This is a genomic window from Achromobacter sp. MYb9 (assembly GCF_002975275.1).
Taxonomy (GTDB): domain Bacteria; phylum Pseudomonadota; class Gammaproteobacteria; order Burkholderiales; family Burkholderiaceae_B; genus Achromobacter.
On record NZ_PCOQ01000019.1, the window covers coordinates 1 to 19,517 of the forward strand.

The following is a 19,517-nucleotide window of genomic DNA, read 5'->3' on the forward strand; positions in this document are numbered from 1 at the left end:
GGGTTCGCCGGGGTGGGGGCGGCCGGTTTTGTAGTCGACGATCAGCCAGCCGTCTTCGGTGCTGAGCGCCAGGTCGATGACGGAAACTTTGCCGGCGGCGTCGATCAGGGGCCATTCGCGGCGGGCGCCGGATTGGGATAGCAGCCACAGACCGCGGTCGTCCGCCAGCGTGGCTTGCAGGGTGTCCAGCACGGCTTCGGCAGCGGCGTCGGCCTGGCTGGCGGGGATGCCGGCTCTTGTCAGTTGGCGGCGCATCGCGGGGAGGCGGTCCGCCAGGGCCTCGGGCGGCCACGCGTGCACCCCATCCTGGCCGATGCGGGCCAGCCAGGCGTGCGCCAGGGTGCCGATGGCGGCGTCGTAGCCGGCTTCCAGTTGCCAGGCGGGATGTTCGCTGCCGTCGCCCCAGGCGCCCCGAGCGGCCGCGCCGAAGCCGGGGCTGACCGTGATGTCGGACAAGCGCGCCAATTGCGCCAGGCCCTCGCTGGCCACCCGACGCAACGGTTCGCCTTGCCATTCCGGGCCGTCGACGGCGTCGGGTTCTGGCTCGCCCTGCATCGACGGCGGGACCGGCGTTTCCAGGCACGGCCACAAGCGGCCCAGCAGGCTGGCCGACGGAGGAGGCTTGACCTGGCCGGTGGCCTCGTCCAGCGACACGTGTCCCACCAGATGCAGGCGCTTGCGTGCCCGCGTGGCGGCGACGTACAGCAGGCGGTCGATTTCATAGGACGCACGGCGCGCCTCACGCGCGCCCAGATAGCGCGACACCGGATCCGCTTCGGTTTCCGCGCGCGGCTTGACCGGGCCGAACAGCACGCGGCGGCCGCTTTGCTCGAAGCGCACCAGCGGCGCCTGGTCGCCGCGCGGGGCGCGGTGCAGGCCGTACAGGATGACGGTTTCGAACTGCAAGCCCTTGGACTTGTGCATGGTCATGATTTCGACCGCGCCATCATCTTCGTCCGCCGCGTCGGGCGAGGCAAACAGGCGCGAGATGCCGGCGTCCAGCGCGGCGGGGTCGATGCCGCCGTGCGGCGCCAGGCGCTCGACCAACTGGAACAGGCTTTCCGCGTCGTTGGCCACCGACAGGCCGGCATACAGCGCCGGGCCGCCCAGGCGACGCCACAACGATTCGACCCAGGCCGCAAACGGCATTGCGCCCGAATCATTGCGCTTATCCAGCAAGATGGACGCGACCTGGCGCAGCCGCGCGAATTCGTCGGCGCTGAGCAGCGCCTGCGCCGACGGCGATTCGGGCGCGGCGGGCGCCGCGTCGAACAGGGAGCCTTGCGGCGCCGTATCGGCCGCGGCGGGCAACGTCGGCCGCGCCAAGCGCAACGCGCGTTCCAGCAGCACCGGCACCGGGGTGATGTGATCATCGCCGAACAGACGCTGCAGGGACGTCAAGGTCAGGCCGCAGTATGGCGCGCGCAACACCGAGAGCCACGCCAGCCGGTCGCCCTGATGCGATAGCGCGCGGACGAGTTGCACCAGGTCGGCCACCACGGGACGCAGGGCCAGCGGCACCAGGTCCACGGCGCGGCAACGGATGCCCTCTTGCGCCAGCCGGCGCGTCAGGTTGCCCAAATGGCTGCGGGCGCGCACCAGCACGGCGACCGGATGCTTGGCGCCCTTGTGATCGGCCAACGCCTGGCGCACCAGCCCCACCGCGATGTCTTCGGCCTGCGCGTCGGCAGGCGTCGCGCCGGCGCGCGACCAGACCGGATGAAAGCGCACGGCAGGCTCGGGCAACGCGTCGTGGAAGGCGGTGGACGGGCTGTACGCGATGGCGCCCGCGGCGGCGTCGCTGCGTTTGGGCAGCAACGACACGAAAGACTGGTTCACCCAATCCACGATGCCCGCCTGCGAGCGGAAGTTGTCGGTCAGGTTCAGGAAGTCGGGGCGCAGTTCACCCACGCCGATGTCCGCCACTTCCAGGAACAGCCCCACTTCGGCTTTGCGGAAACGATAGATGGACTGCATCGGGTCGCCCACCAGGAACAGGGTGCGTCCGTCACCCTGTTGCCAGCCCGAGGTCAGCGTGCGCAGCAGGTCCAGCTGCGTCTGGCTGGTGTCCTGGAATTCGTCGATCAGCAAATGGCGGATGGACGCATCCAGCTTCAACAGCAATTCGCCTGGATCGTCGGCGCTACCCAACGCCGAGGCGGCGCGTTGCGCGATCTCGATGAAATCGACCTCGCCCGTATCCGCGAAACGCAGGCGCAACTGCGCCACCGCCAGCGCCAGCGTCATCAGTTGGGCGCCCAGCACTTCCCATTGCGCATCAGTGAAACGCGGCTCGGGGATGTCGCGCACGGCATTCAGGCGGCGCACCCAGGGGGCCTGCGCGTCGGCCGCTTCCAGCCACGCCACGAAGGGTTCCTTGTGCGCACACTTGGCAGGGAAACCCAGATTTTTGTTGACCGTCTTGCGCAAGCTGCCGGTGCCGGTCAGCAGCAGGTGCGCCACCGCGCGCCACTGGTCCAGCACCTCGGCATCCGGCGGCAACTCCTCCGCCCAGTCCAGCAGCGGCAGCAGCTTGTTGTCGTCATCGCCGTCCTGCAGATGGGTCGCGGCCAGCCGGGCCGGGCCGCACAGCGCGTCGGCCCAGCCGTAAGGCATGGCTTCGCAGAGCGCATCCAGGTCTTCGCCGATTGCCTCGGCCAGCATGGCCTCCATGCCCGCGCGGTCAGACCCGTGGCGCAGCAGCGGCAACCATTGATCGCGCTGGCCCAGCATGTCGGCAATGGCGTCCTTGGCCGCCTGCACGTCCACGTCCAGATGCTGCAGCAGGACGCGCACGGCGTCGTATTCGTCGGCCAGGTCCAGCGTGGCCCGCGCCGCCGCTTCGTAGTTTGCGCGGGCGTCATCGGTGATCTCAGGCATGCCCCCCAGCTCGGACAGCCACGGCATGCTGCGCACCAGACCCGCACAGAATGAGTCGATGGTGCGGATGGCCAGGCGCGCCGGATGGTCCAGCAGATGCCAGCCCTGCTCTTCGTTGCGCGCCAACGCGGCGCGGGCCAGTTCCCAGCTGCGGCGTTCGTGCATGGCCTCGGGCGGGCCGTCCAGCCCGCGCCGCAGCTTGCTCAGCACGCGCGCGTGCATTTCCGAGGCCGCCTTGCGCGTGAACGTGATGGCCACGATCTCTTCCGGACGGTTCACCGTGGCCAGCAAGGCCAGGATGCGGTCGGTCAGCAGTTCGGTCTTGCCGGATCCGGCCGGCGCCTGCACCAGGAATGAACGGGTCGGGTCCAGCGCGTCGGTGCGTGCAGCGTGATCCTGCGGTAGGCGTTCTTGTTCAGCCATGGCTCATGCGTCCTCGTCGTCCAGATGCAAACGCAGGAACGGCAGTGCATCGCAGTATTTCAAATCATCCCGCCGGTAGGCCACATTGGCGGCCACCCCGGCGACGTATTCGTCGGCCAGCGCTTCGATCGCCACGCGCCAGCGCTGCCGGATCTCGGGCCACGACAGGCCGTCGAAGTACTTGCTGTCTTCGGCAAGCGTGACGCCAGGCACGCCCAGGTCTTCGTCGGCCAGACCTTGCGCGGCCACCTGGCGTGCGTGGATCTGCGCCAGCACCAGGCCGGCCACCTCGCCGCCCGCGGCATCCGCCAGCACCGACGCGTAGAACGGCAGTTGCACGTTTACCGGCCGGCTGCGAGACCAATCGGGTTCCGGCTTGGCGGCGGCCACGCCGGTCTTGTAGTCAACGATGACATTGCGGCCGTCGGCCAGGCTATCGATGCGGTCCAGCCGCAGTTTCAGGTTCAGCGCCCCACGCTGCCACTGGTGGCTCTTTTCGACCTGGGCGACGGCGAACGGCAGCCGCTGGGCCTCCATGTCCAGCCACGAGGCCAGCACCGCCCGGGCGCGCTGGCACTCCAGCGCTTTCAGCGCGGGCGCATAGTCCTTGAGTTCGTCGTCGGCGGCCTGGGCCACCGCCTGCTCCAGCAGCGCGGCAAGCCGGCCCGTGGCCAGGACCTCGTGCAAGGCCTCTTGGTCGGGCATCATGCCCCACACCAGCTCCAGCGCCTTGTGCAGGAACTGGCCGCGCACGTTCACCGTGGCCATGTCGGCATAAGGCGCCAGCTCGCGTCCGCCCAACCGGTGGCGCACAAACGCCCACAGCGGATTGCGCGCCTGCGTGTCCAGAACATCCAGGCCGCCGCCCCCGCGGTTTCCGGGGGCCAGCGGCGGGCCCTGATTGTCGTCCAGCGATTCCTGGGGCAACGCCGCCACTGCATCGGCCTCGGCCGGCGTCCAGTCCGTCAATGCGGCGCCGGCAATCAGCGGCGACGGCCGCAGTTCGCGCTCGCCATCCATATGGGCATGGCTGACGATGAGTTCGGGCGCGCATCGGCACAGCGCGGCGTACATGCCTTCGGCCCATTCGCGTTCGCGCTCGGGCGTGGCGCGCGGCGCTTTCGCCTGGCGCAACACGGCCAACGGCAATAGCGGGTTGGGCTTTGGCGACGCGGGCAACACATCGTCGGTCAAACCCAGCATCCAGACACCATCCCAATAGCCGCCTTCGGCTTCCAGCAAACCCAGCACGTCCAGGCGCGCCAGCGGATCGCGTTGCGGCTGGAACGACGCCGACCGCGCCACGCTCTGCAACAGATTGACCGCCGCCACGCCGCCCAGCCGGCCAGCGGCCGGCGCCAACGCCGAAAAACTGCCCAGCGCGTCGCCCAGCGCGCCCATCACCTGGTAATCCACGCTGTCCAGCACCGCTTCGCCCGGAAAACCCAATGCCGTCAACGCGGCTTTCATGCGCAGCATCCAGACATCGCAGGTGGCTTGGCGGCCGCCCTGGGTCCAGATCTCCATCGCCTGATTCCAGGCTTGCGCCAAGGCCGGCGTATCGGCCAACTGCTTCTTCCAGTCGTGCGGACCGACATGCCGCACGGCCTGCCGGCGCCAGCGCGCGTCGATCGCGGCCAGGCGCGCGCCGTCGCGCACGTCGCCCGCGCAATGCCCGGCCAGCAAGGCGGCGCCCAGCACCTCGACGCTGCAACCCTTGCCGGCGGCGCATTCGGCCAGCGCGCGCAGCCAGGCCAGCGCCGCGCGCGCCATTGGCCATTCATTCAACGGCCGGCCTACCGCCACGTTGAACGCATAGGCCGGCGCGCCGTCACGGCCCGCCAGCGCCTGGCTCAACACCCGCCGCGCGAAGGGGGATTCGGCTTCCAGTTGCGGCGACACGATGGCATAGCGCCCCTGCGGATTCGCCTTCAGATGGCTGGCCGCCCACGCCGCCGCTGCGCGCCATTCCGCCCCCTGGTCCGCGGCCTCGAACCGCCGCGCCGCCGTTTCGACGCGTTGCGCGTCGCGCCACTGCCCGACCTCGGTGCCTTGCGCTTCGAAAGCCAGGAGCAAGCGGCGAAAGCGCGGCGACACATCGGTGAATCCGGCCAGCACCAGTTGGGCGGGCGTGGCCAACCGGCCGTCCTCCAGGGCGCGCAGCACGCGGGCATAGCCCTGGTTCGCGTCCTCGGCGTCGATGGCGGCCAGCGCTTCGCGATAGCGCGCACGCCACCGGGCGAAGCCTCGGTACTCGTCGGTGTCTGCTCCAGACGGAACATGCAGATCCCATTCGTCCATCAGCAGATCGGCGTCCATGGACAGGCGCGCTGCCTGGCTGGCATCCAGCAGCACGCGTTCGGCCTCTTCCGCGCGGATGGCTTCCGTCCACACCAACTGCGTGGCGAAACTGTCCAGCCGGTAGGCGGGCACATCGTCGTCCGCCTCGAAGGCCAACTCGTTGGCGGATTCCGCCAGCCAGGCCGACAACGGCAGAATGCGCGGCAGTTCGCTGACCTGGCGCTCCTGGCGCAGCAGGCCGGCCAATTCAAGCGTCAAGCGGCGCGACAAGCGGTTGTTCACGGTCAACACCAGCGTGCCGGCGGCCGGCATGGCGCCGATGTCCGGTAGCGATAGATCAGGATAGGAAAGCGATGCGTCCTGCATGGGCACCTACAAAGCGCGTGCCGGGATGGCAGGCGCGGGCAACAAAAAAAACGACGGAGGAAACTCCGTCGTAGGATACCGCGAGCCGAGCAGCCGCAAGTGCCTAAAAGCCGCAGAGGGCCGCCAGGTTTTCCCAGTGAATTTGCATCTCGGGCGTGGTGTAGCCCCAGAACGCCAGACCCAGCACCGCCGCCAGTGCCAGCACACCCACGGCGCGCCAGGCCCGGTGGCGGCGGACGGCGGGAGGATCTACCGAGGTCATGGGCGGGTCTCCGGAAAGCGGGTTCGAGGCGGGCGGGCCAGTCGCGCCGGCCTCATGCCGACGCGGGGCGCGGCGCCACCGGCGTCACCGGTTGTTCACGCACGGGCAGGCAGAGCAGCGCCGCAACCACGGCCAGCATCACGCCCAGCCACCAGACCATATCGTAGTTGCCCGTCTTGGCGTAGGCGTAACCGCCCAGCCAGACACCGATGAAGCTGCCCAACTGGTGTCCCAGGAAGACGATGCCCGACAAGGTGGCGGCATAGCGCAACCCGTAGATCTGCCCGATCAGCCCCTGCGTGAGCGGCACCGTGCCCAGCCAGAACAGGCCCATCCACGCCGCAAAGGCATAAAGCACCCACGCGGACAGGGGCATGGCCAACAGCAGCAAGATGCCGAAGGCGCGCATGAAGTACACCACCGCCAGCAAGCGTTTCTTACTGTATTTGCCACCCAGCTTGCCCGCATAGAACGAGCCCAGCACGTTGAACAGGCCGATCAACGCCACTGCAGTCGCGCCCTGCCCCGCCGTCAGGCCGCCGTCGGTCACGTAGGCCGGCAGGTGCAGCGTGATGAAGGCGGTGTGGAAGCCGCAGACGAAGTAGCTCCAGAACAGGAAGTGGAACGAGGGGTGGCGTACCGCCTGCCGCACGGCCGAGGCCAGCGACTGCTGCGGCCCGGTCTGCGCTTGCGGACGGCCGCGCAAAAAATAGGCCAGCGGCGCGGCGCAAGCCACGAACAGCGATAGCACCCACAGCGCGCCCGACCAATCCATGCCGGTGATCAAGGCCTGCCCGGTGGGCACCACGGCGAACTGGCCCAGCGAACCCCCGGCGCTGGCAATCCCCATCGCCGTGCTTCGGTAGGCCGGCGGCACGGCGCGCGCCACGACCGGCAGGATCACCGGAAAGGTGGTGCCCGCCTGGCCCAGCCCCACCAGCACGCCGGCGGTCAGGTAAAGCGTGGTCTCGTCGGTGGCGAAGCGCGTGCCGATCATGCCCAGCATGTACAGCACGGCGCCCAGCGCGATGGTGCGTCCCGACCCGTAGCGGTCGGCCAGGATGCCCATGAAGATGCACGCCACGCCCCACACCAGGTTCTGCAGGGCGAAGGCCATCGAAAACACTTCGCGGCCCCAGCCGTGCGCCAGGCCCATCGGCTGCATGAACAGGCCAAAGGTCGCGCGCACGCCCATGGCAAGCAGCACGACCAAGGTGCCCAGGATGATGGTGCGGGTGGAAATCGTATCGGTTTGACTAGACATGAAACCCGTGTCTCGTTGTTGTATGGGTTTGCGTCCCCTCCTCGGGACGACCCGCACATCATATACAAGTCCCCCGTGGCGCATCGGTAATAGCCATGCTGCCGCGTCGCGTTTTGTCCCGGACGGATCCGCTAGCAAGCCGTCGAATCCTCGCATCGAAATATAGTTGATATTATCAACTACTTGACCGAAAATGGGCTTTTCCCCACGGCAGGTAGGCCATGATTCTGCAAACTCCGCTGACCCGATTGCTGGGCACGCGCTATCCGATCATCCAGGGCGGCATGAGCTGGGCATCGTCCAACGCGGCGCTGGCGCTGGCAGTATCCCGCGCGGGCGGACTGGGCGTCATCGCCGCCGGCCCGATGTACCCCGAGGCGCTGCTGGCCGCCGTGCGCGAGGTGCGCCGCGGCACCGACGCGCCGTTCGCCGTCAACATCCCGCTGTACAACAAGCGCGCCCAGGAACACATGGACATTGCCATCGCGGAAGGCGTGCCGGTGATCATCGCGTCACAGGGCGGGCCTCAAAAGCATATCGGCCGCGCGCGCGATGCGGGCATCAAATGGCTGCAAGTGGTGGCAAGCCCGCTGCATGCCGAGAAAGCACAGGCCGCGGGAGTGGACGCCGTCATCGCCGTGGGCCTGGAAGCGGGCGGCCACCCCGGGCCGGACGAAATCGGTCTGCAGGTGCTGGTGCGCGCCACGGTGCGCCGCGTGTCGTTGCCGGTCGTGGCCGCGGGTGGCATTGCCGATGGCGCCGGGATCGCCGCCGCGCTGTGCCTGGGCGCGGCGGGCGCGCAATTGGGCACCCGTTTTTTGCTGACGCCCGAAGCCGGCGTGCACGCAGACTACAAAACCGCCGTGCTGGCCGCCGGCGTGGCCGACACCACGCTGGTCGGCCGCGGACGGTCGCCGGTGCGGATGCTGCGCAACACGTTCGCCCGCCAGTATCTGGCGTCCGAACGCGGCAGCGACGACACCGCGCTGGATGCGCTGTTCGCGGTCAGTTCGCTGAAACAAGCGGCCCATGACGGCGACGTCGAAGGCGGCAAGGTCGAAGCCGGACAAAGTGCGGGATTGATCGACCGCCTGCAGCCCGCAGGCGAACTGGTGCAGCAACTGGTGGACGAGACGCGCGACGCCCTGGCGCGCGCCGCAGCGCTGGCCGGCTGAAAACAAGGAAGCCGCCCAAAGGGCGGCTTCGATGGCCCACGCCCGCAGCGTGACGCCGACTTCTTCGCCTACTTCTTCATCAGGCCCGCGGACTCCACCAGCTTCTTCATTGCAAGCTGGTCCTTTTCAACGAAAGCCGTGGCTTCGGCGGGCGTCATGTTCCACAAGTCGACGCCCTGCGCCTGCATCAGCTTGCCGTATTCGGCGTCCGCGTTCACGCGGCCCATCGCCTCGTTCAGCCGTTGCAGCACGTCGGCCGGCGTCCCCTTGGGCGCCGCCAGGCTGTACCACGACGCGGACTCGGCGCCCGCCACGCCCGACTCGGCCAACGTGGGCACGTCCGGCAATAGCGGCGAACGCTTGCCGTTGGCGTAGGCCAGCGCTTTCAGCCTTCCGCTGCGAATGAATGGCAGGCTGGCCGCCAGATTGAGCACGGCGATATCCACCTGCCCACCCACCAGGTCATTGATGGCCGGCGCCGCGCCGCTATACGGTATGTGCACGATGTCCACGCCCGCCCGTTGCCGGAAGAGCTCGGCGCCCAGATGCGGCGAACTGCCCGGGCCGGCCGAGGCGTAATTGATCTTGCCGGGTTCCTTGCGCGCCAGCGCCACCAGATCGGCCACGCTGGCGGCATTCAGCGTAGGGCGCGCCACCAGCATGTTCGGCTGATTGGCCACGATGGACACGAAGGCGAAATCCTTGATGCCGTCGTAGGGCGTGCGCTGCATCAGCGGCGTCACCACATGCGCGGCCGACGTGCCCAGCAGCAAGGTGTAGCCGTCGGGCTTGGCCCGCGCCACGAAGTTCGCCCCGATCGCGGCCCCGCCACCCGCCTTGTTCTCCACGATCACGGGCTTGCCCAGCTGCTTTTCCAGTTCGCGCGCCAGGGCGCGGCCCAGCACGTCGGCGGGACCGCCGGCGGCATAGGGATTGACCAGCGTGATGGGCTGGGATGGAAAGGGGCCGGCGGCAGCGGCAGCCGCGCAGAACGCGCCGGTGGCCAGGCCGCCCAGCAGGCGCTTGAGGGTAAGCAGACGCTTAGGGGTCATCATGGGTTTGTCTCCTGTCATGTCTTTTTTTTGATGGGGTGATGAATGGCTTAGATCGCGCCCTCTACGCGCAACGCCTGGATTTCCGTATCGGACAGGCCCAGCGTCGCCTTCAGCACGCTATCGGTGTGCTCGCCCAGCAGCGGCGGACGCTCCAGGCGCGGGTCCTCGTAGCCCTTGAACTTGAATGGCACCGGCACGGCGCCAAAGCGGCCGATGGAAGGATGCTCGTAGCTGGCCACCATGCCGCGCGCCTGCACATGTTCGTCGTGCATGATTTCTTCCACGTCCAGGATCGGGCCGGCGGGCACGCCCACGGCATCGCAGCGCCGGCAAAGCTCGTCGCGCGTCAGCCGTCGCGCGGCGGCCGCCAGGCCCGCCATGACTTCGTCGCGCCGCGCAACCCGCACGGCATTGCGCGCCAGTTCCGGGTCGTCCGCCCATTGCGGCAATTCCAGCACATCGCACAAGGGCTTCCAGTGCTGGTCGCTGCCCGTGATCTGCACCCAGCGCCCATCGCCGCACTCGAACGCGGCCGAGGGCACGCGCCCCGGATGTTCGGTGCCCAGCCGTTGCGGCACTTCGCCCAGCGCGAAGTAGCGCGCCGCCGCCAACGACAGCAGGCCGACCTGCCCGTCCAGCATCGAGAAGTCAATGTGGCAGCCCTGCCCTGACCGCGCCCTGCCCACCAGCGCGGACAGGATGCCAATCGCCGCCCACAGGCCCGATGTCAGGTCCGCCACGGGCAGGCCCGGTTTGACGGGGCCGCCACCCCGTTCCCCCGTCAGGCTCATGATGCCGCCCATGGCTTGAAACACGGTGTCGTATCCCTTGCGGGGCGCATAGGGTCCGGTCATGCCGAAACCCGTGCACGAAAAATAGATCAAACCAGGATTGCCAGGCGCGATGCTGTCGCGGTCCAGCCCATACTTGGCCAGCGTCCCCACCGGGAAATTCTCCACCACCACGTCGCTGGTCTCGGCCAGCCGGCGGATCAGCGCCTGGCCCGCCGGCTTGCGGAAGTTGACGGTGATGGACTGCTTGCTGCGATTGAAGGCCAGGTAATAGGCGGACTCGGTTCCGCCCTCGCCCTGCACCTGCGGCTCGAATCCCCGGGTTTCATCGCCCGCACCGGGTTGCTCCACCTTGACCACGGTGGCACCGAGTTCGGCCAGGATCATCGATGCGAACGGGCACGCCAGCACGCGCGAGAGGTCCAGGATGGTCACGCCATCCAGCGGCCTCATCGCGGCGTCCCCTGGCGAAAGCCGCGCATGATCACGTTGGCGTCGCGCCCGACGCCCAGCGCTTCGGCCAGACCCAGGTCCGCCGCGCGATGGAAGGCGCGCTTGGTCAATCCCATGGCGGCAGGCTCCCAGCCCGCCAGGCGTCCGGCCATTGCCAGCGCCGCGTCCAGCACGCCGGCGGCTGGCGCGATGCGATTGGCGATGCCCAGCGCCAGCGCGCGCGCGCCGTCGATGGGTTCGGCCATCGCCACCAGCTCGAACGCGTGCTTGCGGCCCACCTGCCGCACCAGGTTCGCCATGACCACGGCGGCCACGATGCCATGGCGCAATTCGGGATAGCCGAAGCGCACGTCCTCGGCCATGACGGTCAGGTCGCATGCCAGCGCCAGCCCCGCGCCGCCGCCCAGCGCATTGCCGTGCACCGCGCCCACGACCGGTTTGGTCATGCGCGAGAACACCAGATGCAGGTCGGTCGTCAGATCGGCGCGGGCAAGGACCGCCTCGGGCTGCTCCATGGTCAAACCGGAAAACTCGGTGGTGTCCGCCCCCGCGCAAAACGACTTGCCGTTGCCGGTCAGCACCACGGCGCGCACGGTCGCCTCTCGCTCTGCTTGCGACAGCGCGTCCAGCAATGCCGTGGTCAGCGCCGTATTCAGCGCATTGTGCTTTTCCGGGCGGTTCAGGCGCAGCAGGCGCACGGCGCCCTGGTTCTCGACGATCAGTTCCGGCATGACGCAAGTCCTCTTGAATAGTGATCAGGCATTTGATTGATTTAATCAACAATATGGGTAAAAAAAGGCGCCGGGCAGGCGCCATCCGTTTATCGGGGTTGCACGCCACGGCCCCGGCGGGCCGGCACCTCGGCTTTGAATTCGTTCAGCATTTCCAGCGCATGGGCCGTGAGCTTGTCCAGCATGCGTTCCATCTCGTCGCGCTCCTTCGCCGACAGCACGGCAAGCATGGCGTCGTTGCGCTGCACGGCGGCAGGGAACATTTCGTCGTACAGCGCACGCCCTGCCCGCGTCAGGTCCAGGCTCACGCCTCGGCCATCCTGGCTGTCCGCGCTGCGGTGTATCAAGCCACGTTCAATCAGCTCGGACACCGTCCGGCTTGCCTGGCTCTTGTCGATGTTCGCCTCGCGCGCCACGGCGTTCAGCGACATGTCGGGCGCCGCCCCCAGCAACGCGATGATCCGCCATTCCCGGGGCCCCACGCCGTAACGGCTTTCGTTCAGACCCGCCGCGATGCGGCTGGAGACGTAGGCCAGGCGATTCAGGCGGTACGAGAACAGCTCTTTCAGGGCAGTCGGCTGGTCGCGCGCGGGAGAGGCTGGCTTGTGTGCGTTCAGGGATGCCATGGCTGGACTCTGCAAAGATAAGGAAAAAGCGTACGGGCGCGCCGGGCGCCCCCCTGGCCGCATGATATACAAATGCGCCGGCTCCTTGTCATGGCGCGACCGGCGCCTGGCGCACGCCTGGAATCAACGGATTCATGCCGCTTAGCGCGACCCGGCTATGCAGCGGCCGGCCCAGCGTTTGCTGACACAGGCCCGAGACCTCGTCCAACGTATTCAGGTCCAGCCCCGTGCACACGCCCATCGATTCGAACAGGCTGACCAAGTCTTCGGTGGCAACGTTGCCCGTGTGGCCGCCGCCATAACGGACCTTGGCCGGATGTCCGCCGACACCGCCGAACGCGCAGTCGAAATGCCGCACGCCCGCTTCCAGCGCCGACACGTAGTTCACCAGGCCGGTGCCCCGCGTGTCGTGAAAATGCGCCACCGGCGTCAACTGTGGAAATTCGCGCGCCATGCGGCCGTACAGCTCGCGCACGACGGCCGGCGTCGCCATGCCCGTGGTGTCGCCAAGCGTGACGATGCCCACCCCCAACCGCGCAAACCGTTCCACATCGTCCATCACCGAATCCGGATCCACGACCCCTTCGAACGGGCATCCGAAAGCCACGGAAATCGTGCCGACCATCCGAAGACGGCCGCTGGCCAAAGCGGCCATTTCCGCGATGTTGTCCCATTGCGCGGCACGCTCGCGCTTCAGGTTGCGCAGCGAATGCGAGGCGCTGGCCGACACCAGCAGGCTGATCTCGTTGGCGCCGATACCGGCATCCTGATCCGCCAGCGCGCGCTGCACGGCGCGGGCATTGGCGCAGGTCGCCTTGTACCAGACGCCCGCGCGGCGCGGCAGCGCCGCAAGCAGTTCACTAGCATCGGCAAACTGCGGCACCACCTTGGGGTTGGAATACGACGTTGCCTCCACCCGTTCGAAGCCCAAGCGCGCAAAGCGGTCGATCAGGTCCGCCTTGACCGAGGTGCCGATAAAGTCGGGCTCGTGTTGCAGGCCGTCCCGCGCGAAGCACTCGCACAACACAACGTCACGCGCCCTCATGCCGCCCGCTCCAGACCGAACAAGGCGATCGCGTGCGCACGCAACTTGTTCTTCTGCACCTTCGAACTGCCCGTCATGCCGATATGTTCAAAGCTGTCGACCACGGCCACATGGCGCGGCACCTTGTAGTTGGCGCAGCGGCTCTTGCACCAGGCCGTCAATTCCTCTGCCGAGCAATCCTGCCCGTCCTTAAGCAGCACAAACGCGGCGGGCACTTCTCCCAGGCGCGCGTCGGGCACGCCCACCACTTGGGCCATGCGCACCGCAGGGTGCGCGTGCAGCACTTCCTCCACCTCGGCGGGTGCGACGTTTTCGCCGCCGACACGGAACATGTCTTTCAATCTGCCGACCATGCGCAGCCGCCCTTCGGCATCCATTTCACCCAGATCGCCCGTGCTGAGCCAGCCGTCGGCGCCCAGCGCGCGCGCGGTGGCCTCGGGCATCTTGTAGTAGCCCTTCATGACGCTCCAGCCGCGCGCCTGGATTTCACCCGCCTCGCCCACGGCCACCGGCTTGCCGGTGCCGGGGTCCACCACCCGCACCTCCATGCCCGGATGCGGCAATGCCCAGCCCGCCGCACGCAGCGAAAAAGGATCGTCATGGGACGAAAGCGTAATGTTGGGAGAGGCTTCGGATTGGCCGTACGCATTGCACATGCCCGGCACGCCCATGACATCGCGGATCTTCTGCATGACCTGCGGCCCCGCCGCCGCCCAACCGCCGCGCAAATGGATGCGCGCACGGTTGAAATCGGGATGGCCCATCAGCATGAGGAAGATCGTGTCGTTGCCGGACGTAAGCGTGCAACGTTCGGCATCCAGCATCCGCAAGGCGTCCGCCACGTCGAATTTGGGCAGCGTCAGCAGGCAGCAACCCGTCACCAGGCTGACCAGGATCGACAAGGTGGTGCCGGCCACATGGAAGTACGGACGGATGCTGAAGTAACGGTCGTCGGCCGTCACGCCGATGCGCTGCGCGGCAGCCCACGCGTTGGTCAGCATGTTGGCGTGCGTCAGCATCACGCCCTTGGGAAACGAGGTGGTGCCAGAGGTGTACTGGATCAACAGCACGTCATCGGGCACGACGGCCTGCAGGCACGCCTGCAAGCTGTCCTGGTCCATCGTCTCGCCGGCCGCCAGAAAGTCATGCCAAGGCGTTGCGCCCAAGGGGCATCGGTCACCCAACACGACCACCTGGCGCAGGCACGGCAAGCGTTCACCGGGCAAACCGCCTGCCCTATCCAGCGCCGGTTCCACTTGCGTCAGCAATGCCAGGAAATCGATGCCCAGGAACGTGTCCGCGGTCAGCAGCAACTTGACGTCCGCCTGCTTCAAACAGAATTCCAGCTCTTCCGCCTTGAAGCGCGTATTGACCGGGACCGTCACGACGCCCAGCATCGCGCAGGCGTAGAAGATCTGCACCCACACGCCGCTATTACCCAACAGCACGCCGACGTGGTCGCCGTGCCGCACGCCGGCGGCATGAAGGGCGCGCGCGATACGCTGCGCCTGCGCGCGCATGGTGTGCCAGTCATGGCGTTCGCCCGGCGCGACGAACGCCTGGGCTTGCGGGCGTTCAAGCGCCACGCGCTCCAAGGCCTCGGACAACGTAATCGGCATGGCGATCATGCGCGGCCCCCTTGGTCCGGCGCGCCGAACCCGGCGATCGCCTGCCGCCAATCCGTGCCGCGCAGGTTTTCTTCGATGGCCAGCAACTCGATCGCCATGGCGCCTTCGCGTGTCGTGGCCAGGCCTTGATCGATGCTGCGTTTGGTCAGCCTGACCGTCAACGGCGACGCGGCAGCGATCTTCGTCGCCATCTCAAGCGCCTCGGACGGCAACGCCTCCGGCGCATGCACCTGATTCACCAGACCGATCTCGCACGCCTCGGCCGCATCGAAGCGGCGGCCCGTGAACAGCAGTTCCTTGGCCTTGCGCGCGCCAGCGATCCGCGGCAGCCGTTGCGTGGCGCCCACCGTGCCCCACCCCACTTCGGGGTAGCAGAAGATGGCGTCGGCCGAGGCCAGCACGAAATCGCACGCCGCCGCGATCTCGCAGCCCGACCCGAATGCCGGCCCCTGCACCACGGCGATCACCGGCTGCGGCATGCGTTCGATGGCGCCGTAAGCGGCAAAACCCTGCACCCGTCTTGCGGTCATCTCCGAGGTGCTCATGGTCTTGCGCTCTTTCAGGTCCGCGCCAGCGCAGAATGCCGCGCCGGCTGCCCGGATCAGCACCACGTGCACCCCGGCATCCAGGGCCAGCAATCCCATTACCTGCACCAGTTCGGCGCACATCTGGGCGTTCAGCGCATTGCGGCTGTCGGGTCGGTTTAGCGTCACCGTGGCGACACGGTCCTGCACGTCCAGCAAGATCGTGTGAAAAGTCGGGGTCATGCCTGCTCCTGAAGGTTCTGGGTCTTGAAATCAACTTTACGGCATATAGTTGATTTAATCCACTACTTTTCGGAAGCAAGGTCGTCGCCCGAAGCGGCGCCCAGAGCGACGACGCGGGCGCATTCACCGCGTTGGGCCCAAGCCCCGGGCGCCTCTGCTAGACTTGCGCCCTGTCAGCCGCCGGGATTTGCCCTGAATAGTGATACACTCCGCCCGGGTGTTTTCCTGCAATATCAAGGCACTAGAGAAGAAATTCGCCCCTGCGCGACCGCTTCGACACCCACGTTTTGACCGTCTCGCCGTAGTTAAATGGATATAACCGGCCCCTCCTAAGGGTCAATTGGTGGTTCGATTCCACCCGGCGAGGCCACCCCCCCGGCCTCGATTCCGACGCCGCACCTTCCTCGAAATACCGCACGTTCAGCCGGATGAGGGTTAATCCGGGCTACGCTCACGCGCGTTGCGCCGTTAGCGTCTCATGTCGCGTCTTGTGACGAATTGACGCGGCGTCAATATGTCACCCATATTTTTTTCGGCGATGATAGCGAATCGCCTTGCGCACAACTTGATGTGCTGTTTAAATTCGACGCGTAAGCCCCTAATTCCTCTGGATTTTTTCTGAACCGACGACACGCCGGCTTAAGAAACACTTCTTCACAGACTGACAAGCCTGCTCAAACCATGGCATTTACCTGGAAACGTGCAATTGCGAACGCGGTAGCGCCAGCGGCGCTGGCGATGTGCGCGCTCCTGCTCCCGCCGGCCGCGCTGGCCGCGAAGAATTCCGACCCTTGCAAGACGAACGCCAAGTCGGCGGCCTGCAAGGCGCAACAAGCTAAAAAGACCCCTGCCGCGAAATCCGGTTCGGGCAAGACCGCGGCAGGCAAGCAAGCCGCGCCAGCCGCCAAGAAAGCCGCGCCGGCAGCCAAGAAGGCCACGCCCAAATCCTCGTCCACCGCCAAGAAAGCGCCGCCCAAGGGCGGCAGGCAGGTGGCCGCCAAGGGCACGCCGCCCAAAAAAGGTGCGGCCGGCAAGAATGGCACGCCGAAATCGTCGCGCGGGCAACGCGCCGCAGTTGCGGCGGCCTCCGCCGCCATGCCGCCGCCCGCCGTGTCCGTGCGCGCCGAAGCCGCCGCGCTGCGTTCCAGCACCGCCTATGTGCAAGACCTGGAAACGTCGACCGTCCTGTTCGCCAAGAACGAAAACGTCGTGCGCCCCATCGCTTCCATTTCGAAGCTGATGACTGCGGTCGTGGTGGTCGACGCGAACCTGCCGATGGACGAGATGCTTGAGATCACCGACGAAGACGTCGACGGCCTCAAGCACACCACGTCGCGCCTGCGCGTAGGCACCAAGCTGTCGCGCGGCGACATGCTGCATCTGGCCTTGATGTCGTCCGAAAACCGTGCCGCCAACGCGCTGGGCCGTCACTATCCGGGCGGCCTGCCGGCGTTCGTGGCCGCCATGAACGCCAAGGCGCTGTCGCTGGGCATGAGCAGCACGCACTTCATCGAGCCCACGGGCCTGTCCAGCAACAACGTGTCGTCACCGCATGATCTGGCGCGACTGCTGCGCGCGGCTTCGCAACGCCCGCTGATCCACCGCTACTCGACCGATACCGAGTACGAGGTCGAGATCAACAACCGCACGCAGACCTTCCGCAACACCAACCTGCTGGTGCGCAAGCCCGACTGGGACATCAAGGTATCCAAGACGGGCTACATCAATGAAGCCGGCGAATGCCTGGTCATGCTGGCCCGCATCAATGGCCGCGACCTGGCCATCGTGCTGCTGGACTCGCAAGGCAAACTGTCGCGCATCGGCGATGCCGTGCGCATCCGCCGCATCGTGCAAAACGAAGTGGCGCTGGCGTCGATCCAGCCGGGCGGTTGAATAGCCGACGCCCCGCCAATGGAAAAGCCCGATCGGTGTGAACTGATCGGGCTTTTTTTACTGCCGTGCGCCAGACCCTCGGTGAGCGCCCCCTTGAGCGCTAGGCCGCGACCGGCCGCTTCGCGCGCAACGGCTTCGCGTCGTACAGCGACGCGGGTAGTCCTTCCAGCACGGCTTGCGGATTCAATGAACGGATCGGCACTGCGGCATCCAGCGGAATCCTGCCTTCGGCCTGCAGCAGTTGATAGCGCAGGCAGCACACCCGCAGGAACGACGTGAAGTTGGCGGCCTCGCCACGATATTCGACCAGCTCGTCGTACAGGCGTTCGATCAGTTGCGTGACGCGCATGCCGTCGCGGCCGGCGATCTCTTCCAGCACTTGCCAGAACAACTGCTCGAGCCGCAAGCTGGTCGCCACGCCATGCAAGCGCAACGAACGGGTTTCAGGCGCGTAGGACTGTTCGCTCGCGCGGATGAAGATTTCACACATGAGAGCTCCGGTGCCAAGGGGCAAGGCGTCCGCCTGGGCAGGCACGCCAGGCCCACTGTACGACGTTTGGCGCGCCGCCCGCAAGGCGCCGGATGGGCCCGCCGCAGGCTACGCCGCTCCGGTCCGGCCCTATTTGGCGCTGGCGATTCTGCAACCACACGTTTCCCGCCGATGCCGCACTCCGCCCAGGTTGATATAAATCATGGTGCCGAATGCGCGCACGTTCGAGCATGGTGAATCTGAACAGACTTCGGAGGATGTGATGAACAAGACCATGAAGGCCGCAGTTGCACGTGCATTCGGCAAGCCGCTGGTAATCGAAGAAGTCGCGGTGCCCCGCCCCGGTGCTGGCGAACTGCTGGTGAAGATCGAGGCGTGCGGCGTCTGCCACACCGATCTGCATGCCGTGGAAGGCGACTGGCCCGTCAAGCCCAACCCTCCGTTCATACCTGGCCATGAAGGCGTCGGCTACGTCGTGGCGGTTGGCGCGGGCGTCACCCACGTGAAGGAAGGCGACCGCGTCGGCATTCCATGGCTGTATTCCGCCTGCGGCCATTGCGAGCATTGTCTGGGCGGCTGGGAAACCCTGTGCGAACAACAGCAGAACGCGGGCTACTCCGTGAACGGCGGCTTTGCGGAATACGCGCTGGCGGCCGCTGATTACGTCGGGCTCCTGCCCAAGAGCGTCGGCTTCGTCGACATCGCCCCCGTGCTGTGCGCGGGCGTCACGGTCTACAAGGGCCTGAAGATGACCGACACGCGCCCGGGCAACTGGGTGGTGATTTCCGGCATCGGCGGATTGGGCCACATGGCGGTGCAGTATGCCAAGGCAATGGGCCTGAACGTGGCCGCGGTTGACATCGACGACGCCAAACTGGACTTTGCCCGCCGCTTGGGCGCGGAAGTCACCGTCAACGCCAAGACCACCGATCCCGCCGCTTACCTGAAACGCGAAATCGGCGGCGCCCATGGCGCGCTGATCACGGCCGTGTCGCCCAAGGCGTTCGAGCAAGCGCTGGGCATGGTGCGCCGCGGCGGCACCGTGGCATTGAACGGGCTGCCGCCCGGCGATTTCCCGCTGTCGATCTTCGACATGGTGCTGAACGGCATCACCGTGCGAGGCTCCATCGTCGGGTCGCGGCTGGACTTGCAAGAGTCGCTGCAGTTCGCCGAAGAAGGCAAGGTGCACGCCACCGTCGCCACGGAAAGCCTTGAGAACATCAACAGCGTGTTCGACCGCATGAAGCAAGGCCAGATCGAAGGCCGCATCGTGCTTGATTTCGCCTGACCCGCCAACAGGCGCCACGGCACCACAACCACAAGGGCCTGGGGCGGCAACCGCCCCAGGCCCTTGCGTCATTCATGCC

15 protein-coding genes and 1 tRNA gene are annotated in these 19,517 nt (G+C 67.0%); 4 read left to right on the forward strand and 12 right to left on the reverse strand.

Translation table 11 applies throughout. The annotated features are described in order from the left end of the window. The 4 genes from CQ050_RS22485 to CQ050_RS22495 form a co-directional block, all read right to left on the reverse strand. Window positions 1-3,303, reverse strand: a 3,303-nt coding sequence (locus CQ050_RS22485; protein WP_105559042.1) for an exodeoxyribonuclease V subunit beta, incomplete at its 3' end; no start/stop codon positions are given. 3 nt (window positions 3,304-3,306) lie between these two features. Further along, on the reverse strand, window positions 3,307-5,970 hold the full coding sequence (locus CQ050_RS22490; protein WP_105559043.1) for a PD-(D/E)XK nuclease family protein: 2,664 nt from the start codon (window positions 5,968-5,970) through the stop codon (window positions 3,307-3,309). A gap of 103 nt (window positions 5,971-6,073) precedes the next feature. Then, the gene (locus CQ050_RS31020) at window positions 6,074-6,232 is read right to left on the reverse strand and encodes a hypothetical protein (RefSeq protein WP_199196901.1); all 159 of its coding nucleotides are present in this window, start codon (window positions 6,230-6,232) and stop codon (window positions 6,074-6,076) included. A gap of 52 nt (window positions 6,233-6,284) precedes the next feature. Then, on the reverse strand, window positions 6,285-7,496 hold the full coding sequence (locus CQ050_RS22495; RefSeq protein ID WP_105559044.1) for an MFS transporter: 1,212 nt from the start codon (window positions 7,494-7,496) through the stop codon (window positions 6,285-6,287). A gap of 221 nt (window positions 7,497-7,717) precedes the next feature. Here CQ050_RS22495 and CQ050_RS22500 point away from each other — a divergent pair, with 221 nt between their 5' ends. Further along, window positions 7,718-8,671 (forward strand): nitronate monooxygenase family protein, encoded by a 954-nt coding sequence (locus tag CQ050_RS22500; RefSeq protein ID WP_105559045.1) that lies wholly within the window; start codon window positions 7,718-7,720, stop codon window positions 8,669-8,671. Window positions 8,672-8,739: 68 nt separating this feature from the next. Here CQ050_RS22500 and CQ050_RS22505 read toward each other — a convergent pair whose 3' ends face one another. From CQ050_RS22505 to CQ050_RS22535, 7 genes are all read right to left on the reverse strand, one after another. Next, a complete protein-coding gene (locus CQ050_RS22505; protein WP_105559046.1) occupies window positions 8,740-9,726 on the reverse strand; it encodes a tripartite tricarboxylate transporter substrate binding protein in 987 nt (328 codons plus the stop codon). A gap of 47 nt (window positions 9,727-9,773) precedes the next feature. Beyond that, window positions 9,774-10,970 (reverse strand): CaiB/BaiF CoA-transferase family protein, encoded by a 1,197-nt coding sequence (locus CQ050_RS22510; protein WP_105559047.1) that lies wholly within the window; start codon window positions 10,968-10,970, stop codon window positions 9,774-9,776. Continuing rightward, window positions 10,967-11,701 (reverse strand): enoyl-CoA hydratase/isomerase family protein, encoded by a 735-nt coding sequence (locus CQ050_RS22515; RefSeq protein ID WP_105559048.1) that lies wholly within the window; start codon window positions 11,699-11,701, stop codon window positions 10,967-10,969. The genes CQ050_RS22510 and CQ050_RS22515 overlap by 4 nt, the downstream gene beginning before the upstream one ends. Window positions 11,702-11,790: 89 nt before the next feature. Next, window positions 11,791-12,327, reverse strand: coding sequence for a MarR family winged helix-turn-helix transcriptional regulator (locus tag CQ050_RS22520; protein ID WP_105559049.1), 537 nt, complete (start codon window positions 12,325-12,327; stop codon window positions 11,791-11,793). Between the two features lie 88 nt (window positions 12,328-12,415). Next, entirely contained in the window at window positions 12,416-13,372 is a 957-nt protein-coding gene (locus tag CQ050_RS22525; RefSeq protein WP_105559050.1) for a hydroxymethylglutaryl-CoA lyase, read from the reverse strand. Further along, entirely contained in the window at window positions 13,369-15,000 is a 1,632-nt protein-coding gene (locus CQ050_RS22530; RefSeq protein ID WP_105559051.1) for an AMP-binding protein, read from the reverse strand. Before CQ050_RS22530 ends, CQ050_RS22525 begins: the two co-directional genes overlap by 4 nt. Then, the gene (locus CQ050_RS22535; protein WP_105559052.1) at window positions 14,997-15,767 is read right to left on the reverse strand and encodes an enoyl-CoA hydratase/isomerase family protein; all 771 of its coding nucleotides are present in this window, start codon (window positions 15,765-15,767) and stop codon (window positions 14,997-14,999) included. Before CQ050_RS22535 ends, CQ050_RS22530 begins: the two co-directional genes overlap by 4 nt. 295 nt (window positions 15,768-16,062) lie before the next feature. Here CQ050_RS22535 and CQ050_RS22540 point away from each other — a divergent pair. Then, window positions 16,063-16,137 (forward strand) — tRNA-Arg (locus CQ050_RS22540). 311 nt (window positions 16,138-16,448) lie between these two features. Continuing rightward, window positions 16,449-17,660, forward strand: coding sequence for a D-alanyl-D-alanine endopeptidase (gene pbpG, locus CQ050_RS22550; protein WP_233214237.1), 1,212 nt, complete (start codon window positions 16,449-16,451; stop codon window positions 17,658-17,660). A 100-nt stretch (window positions 17,661-17,760) separates the two neighbouring features. On the opposite strand, the gene CQ050_RS22555 is transcribed toward pbpG, so the two are convergent. After that, window positions 17,761-18,150 carry a ribbon-helix-helix domain-containing protein gene (locus tag CQ050_RS22555; protein ID WP_105559054.1) on the reverse strand — a complete coding sequence of 130 codons (390 nt, stop codon included), beginning with the start codon at window positions 18,148-18,150 and terminating at the stop codon, window positions 17,761-17,763. Window positions 18,151-18,412: 262 nt separating this feature from the next. On the opposite strand from CQ050_RS22555, the gene adhP reads away from it, so the two are divergent. Continuing rightward, window positions 18,413-19,438: an alcohol dehydrogenase AdhP gene (adhP, locus tag CQ050_RS22560; RefSeq protein ID WP_105559148.1), complete on the forward strand. Its 1,026-nt coding sequence runs from the start codon at window positions 18,413-18,415 to the stop codon at window positions 19,436-19,438. Window positions 19,439-19,517: the final 79 nt, after the last annotated feature.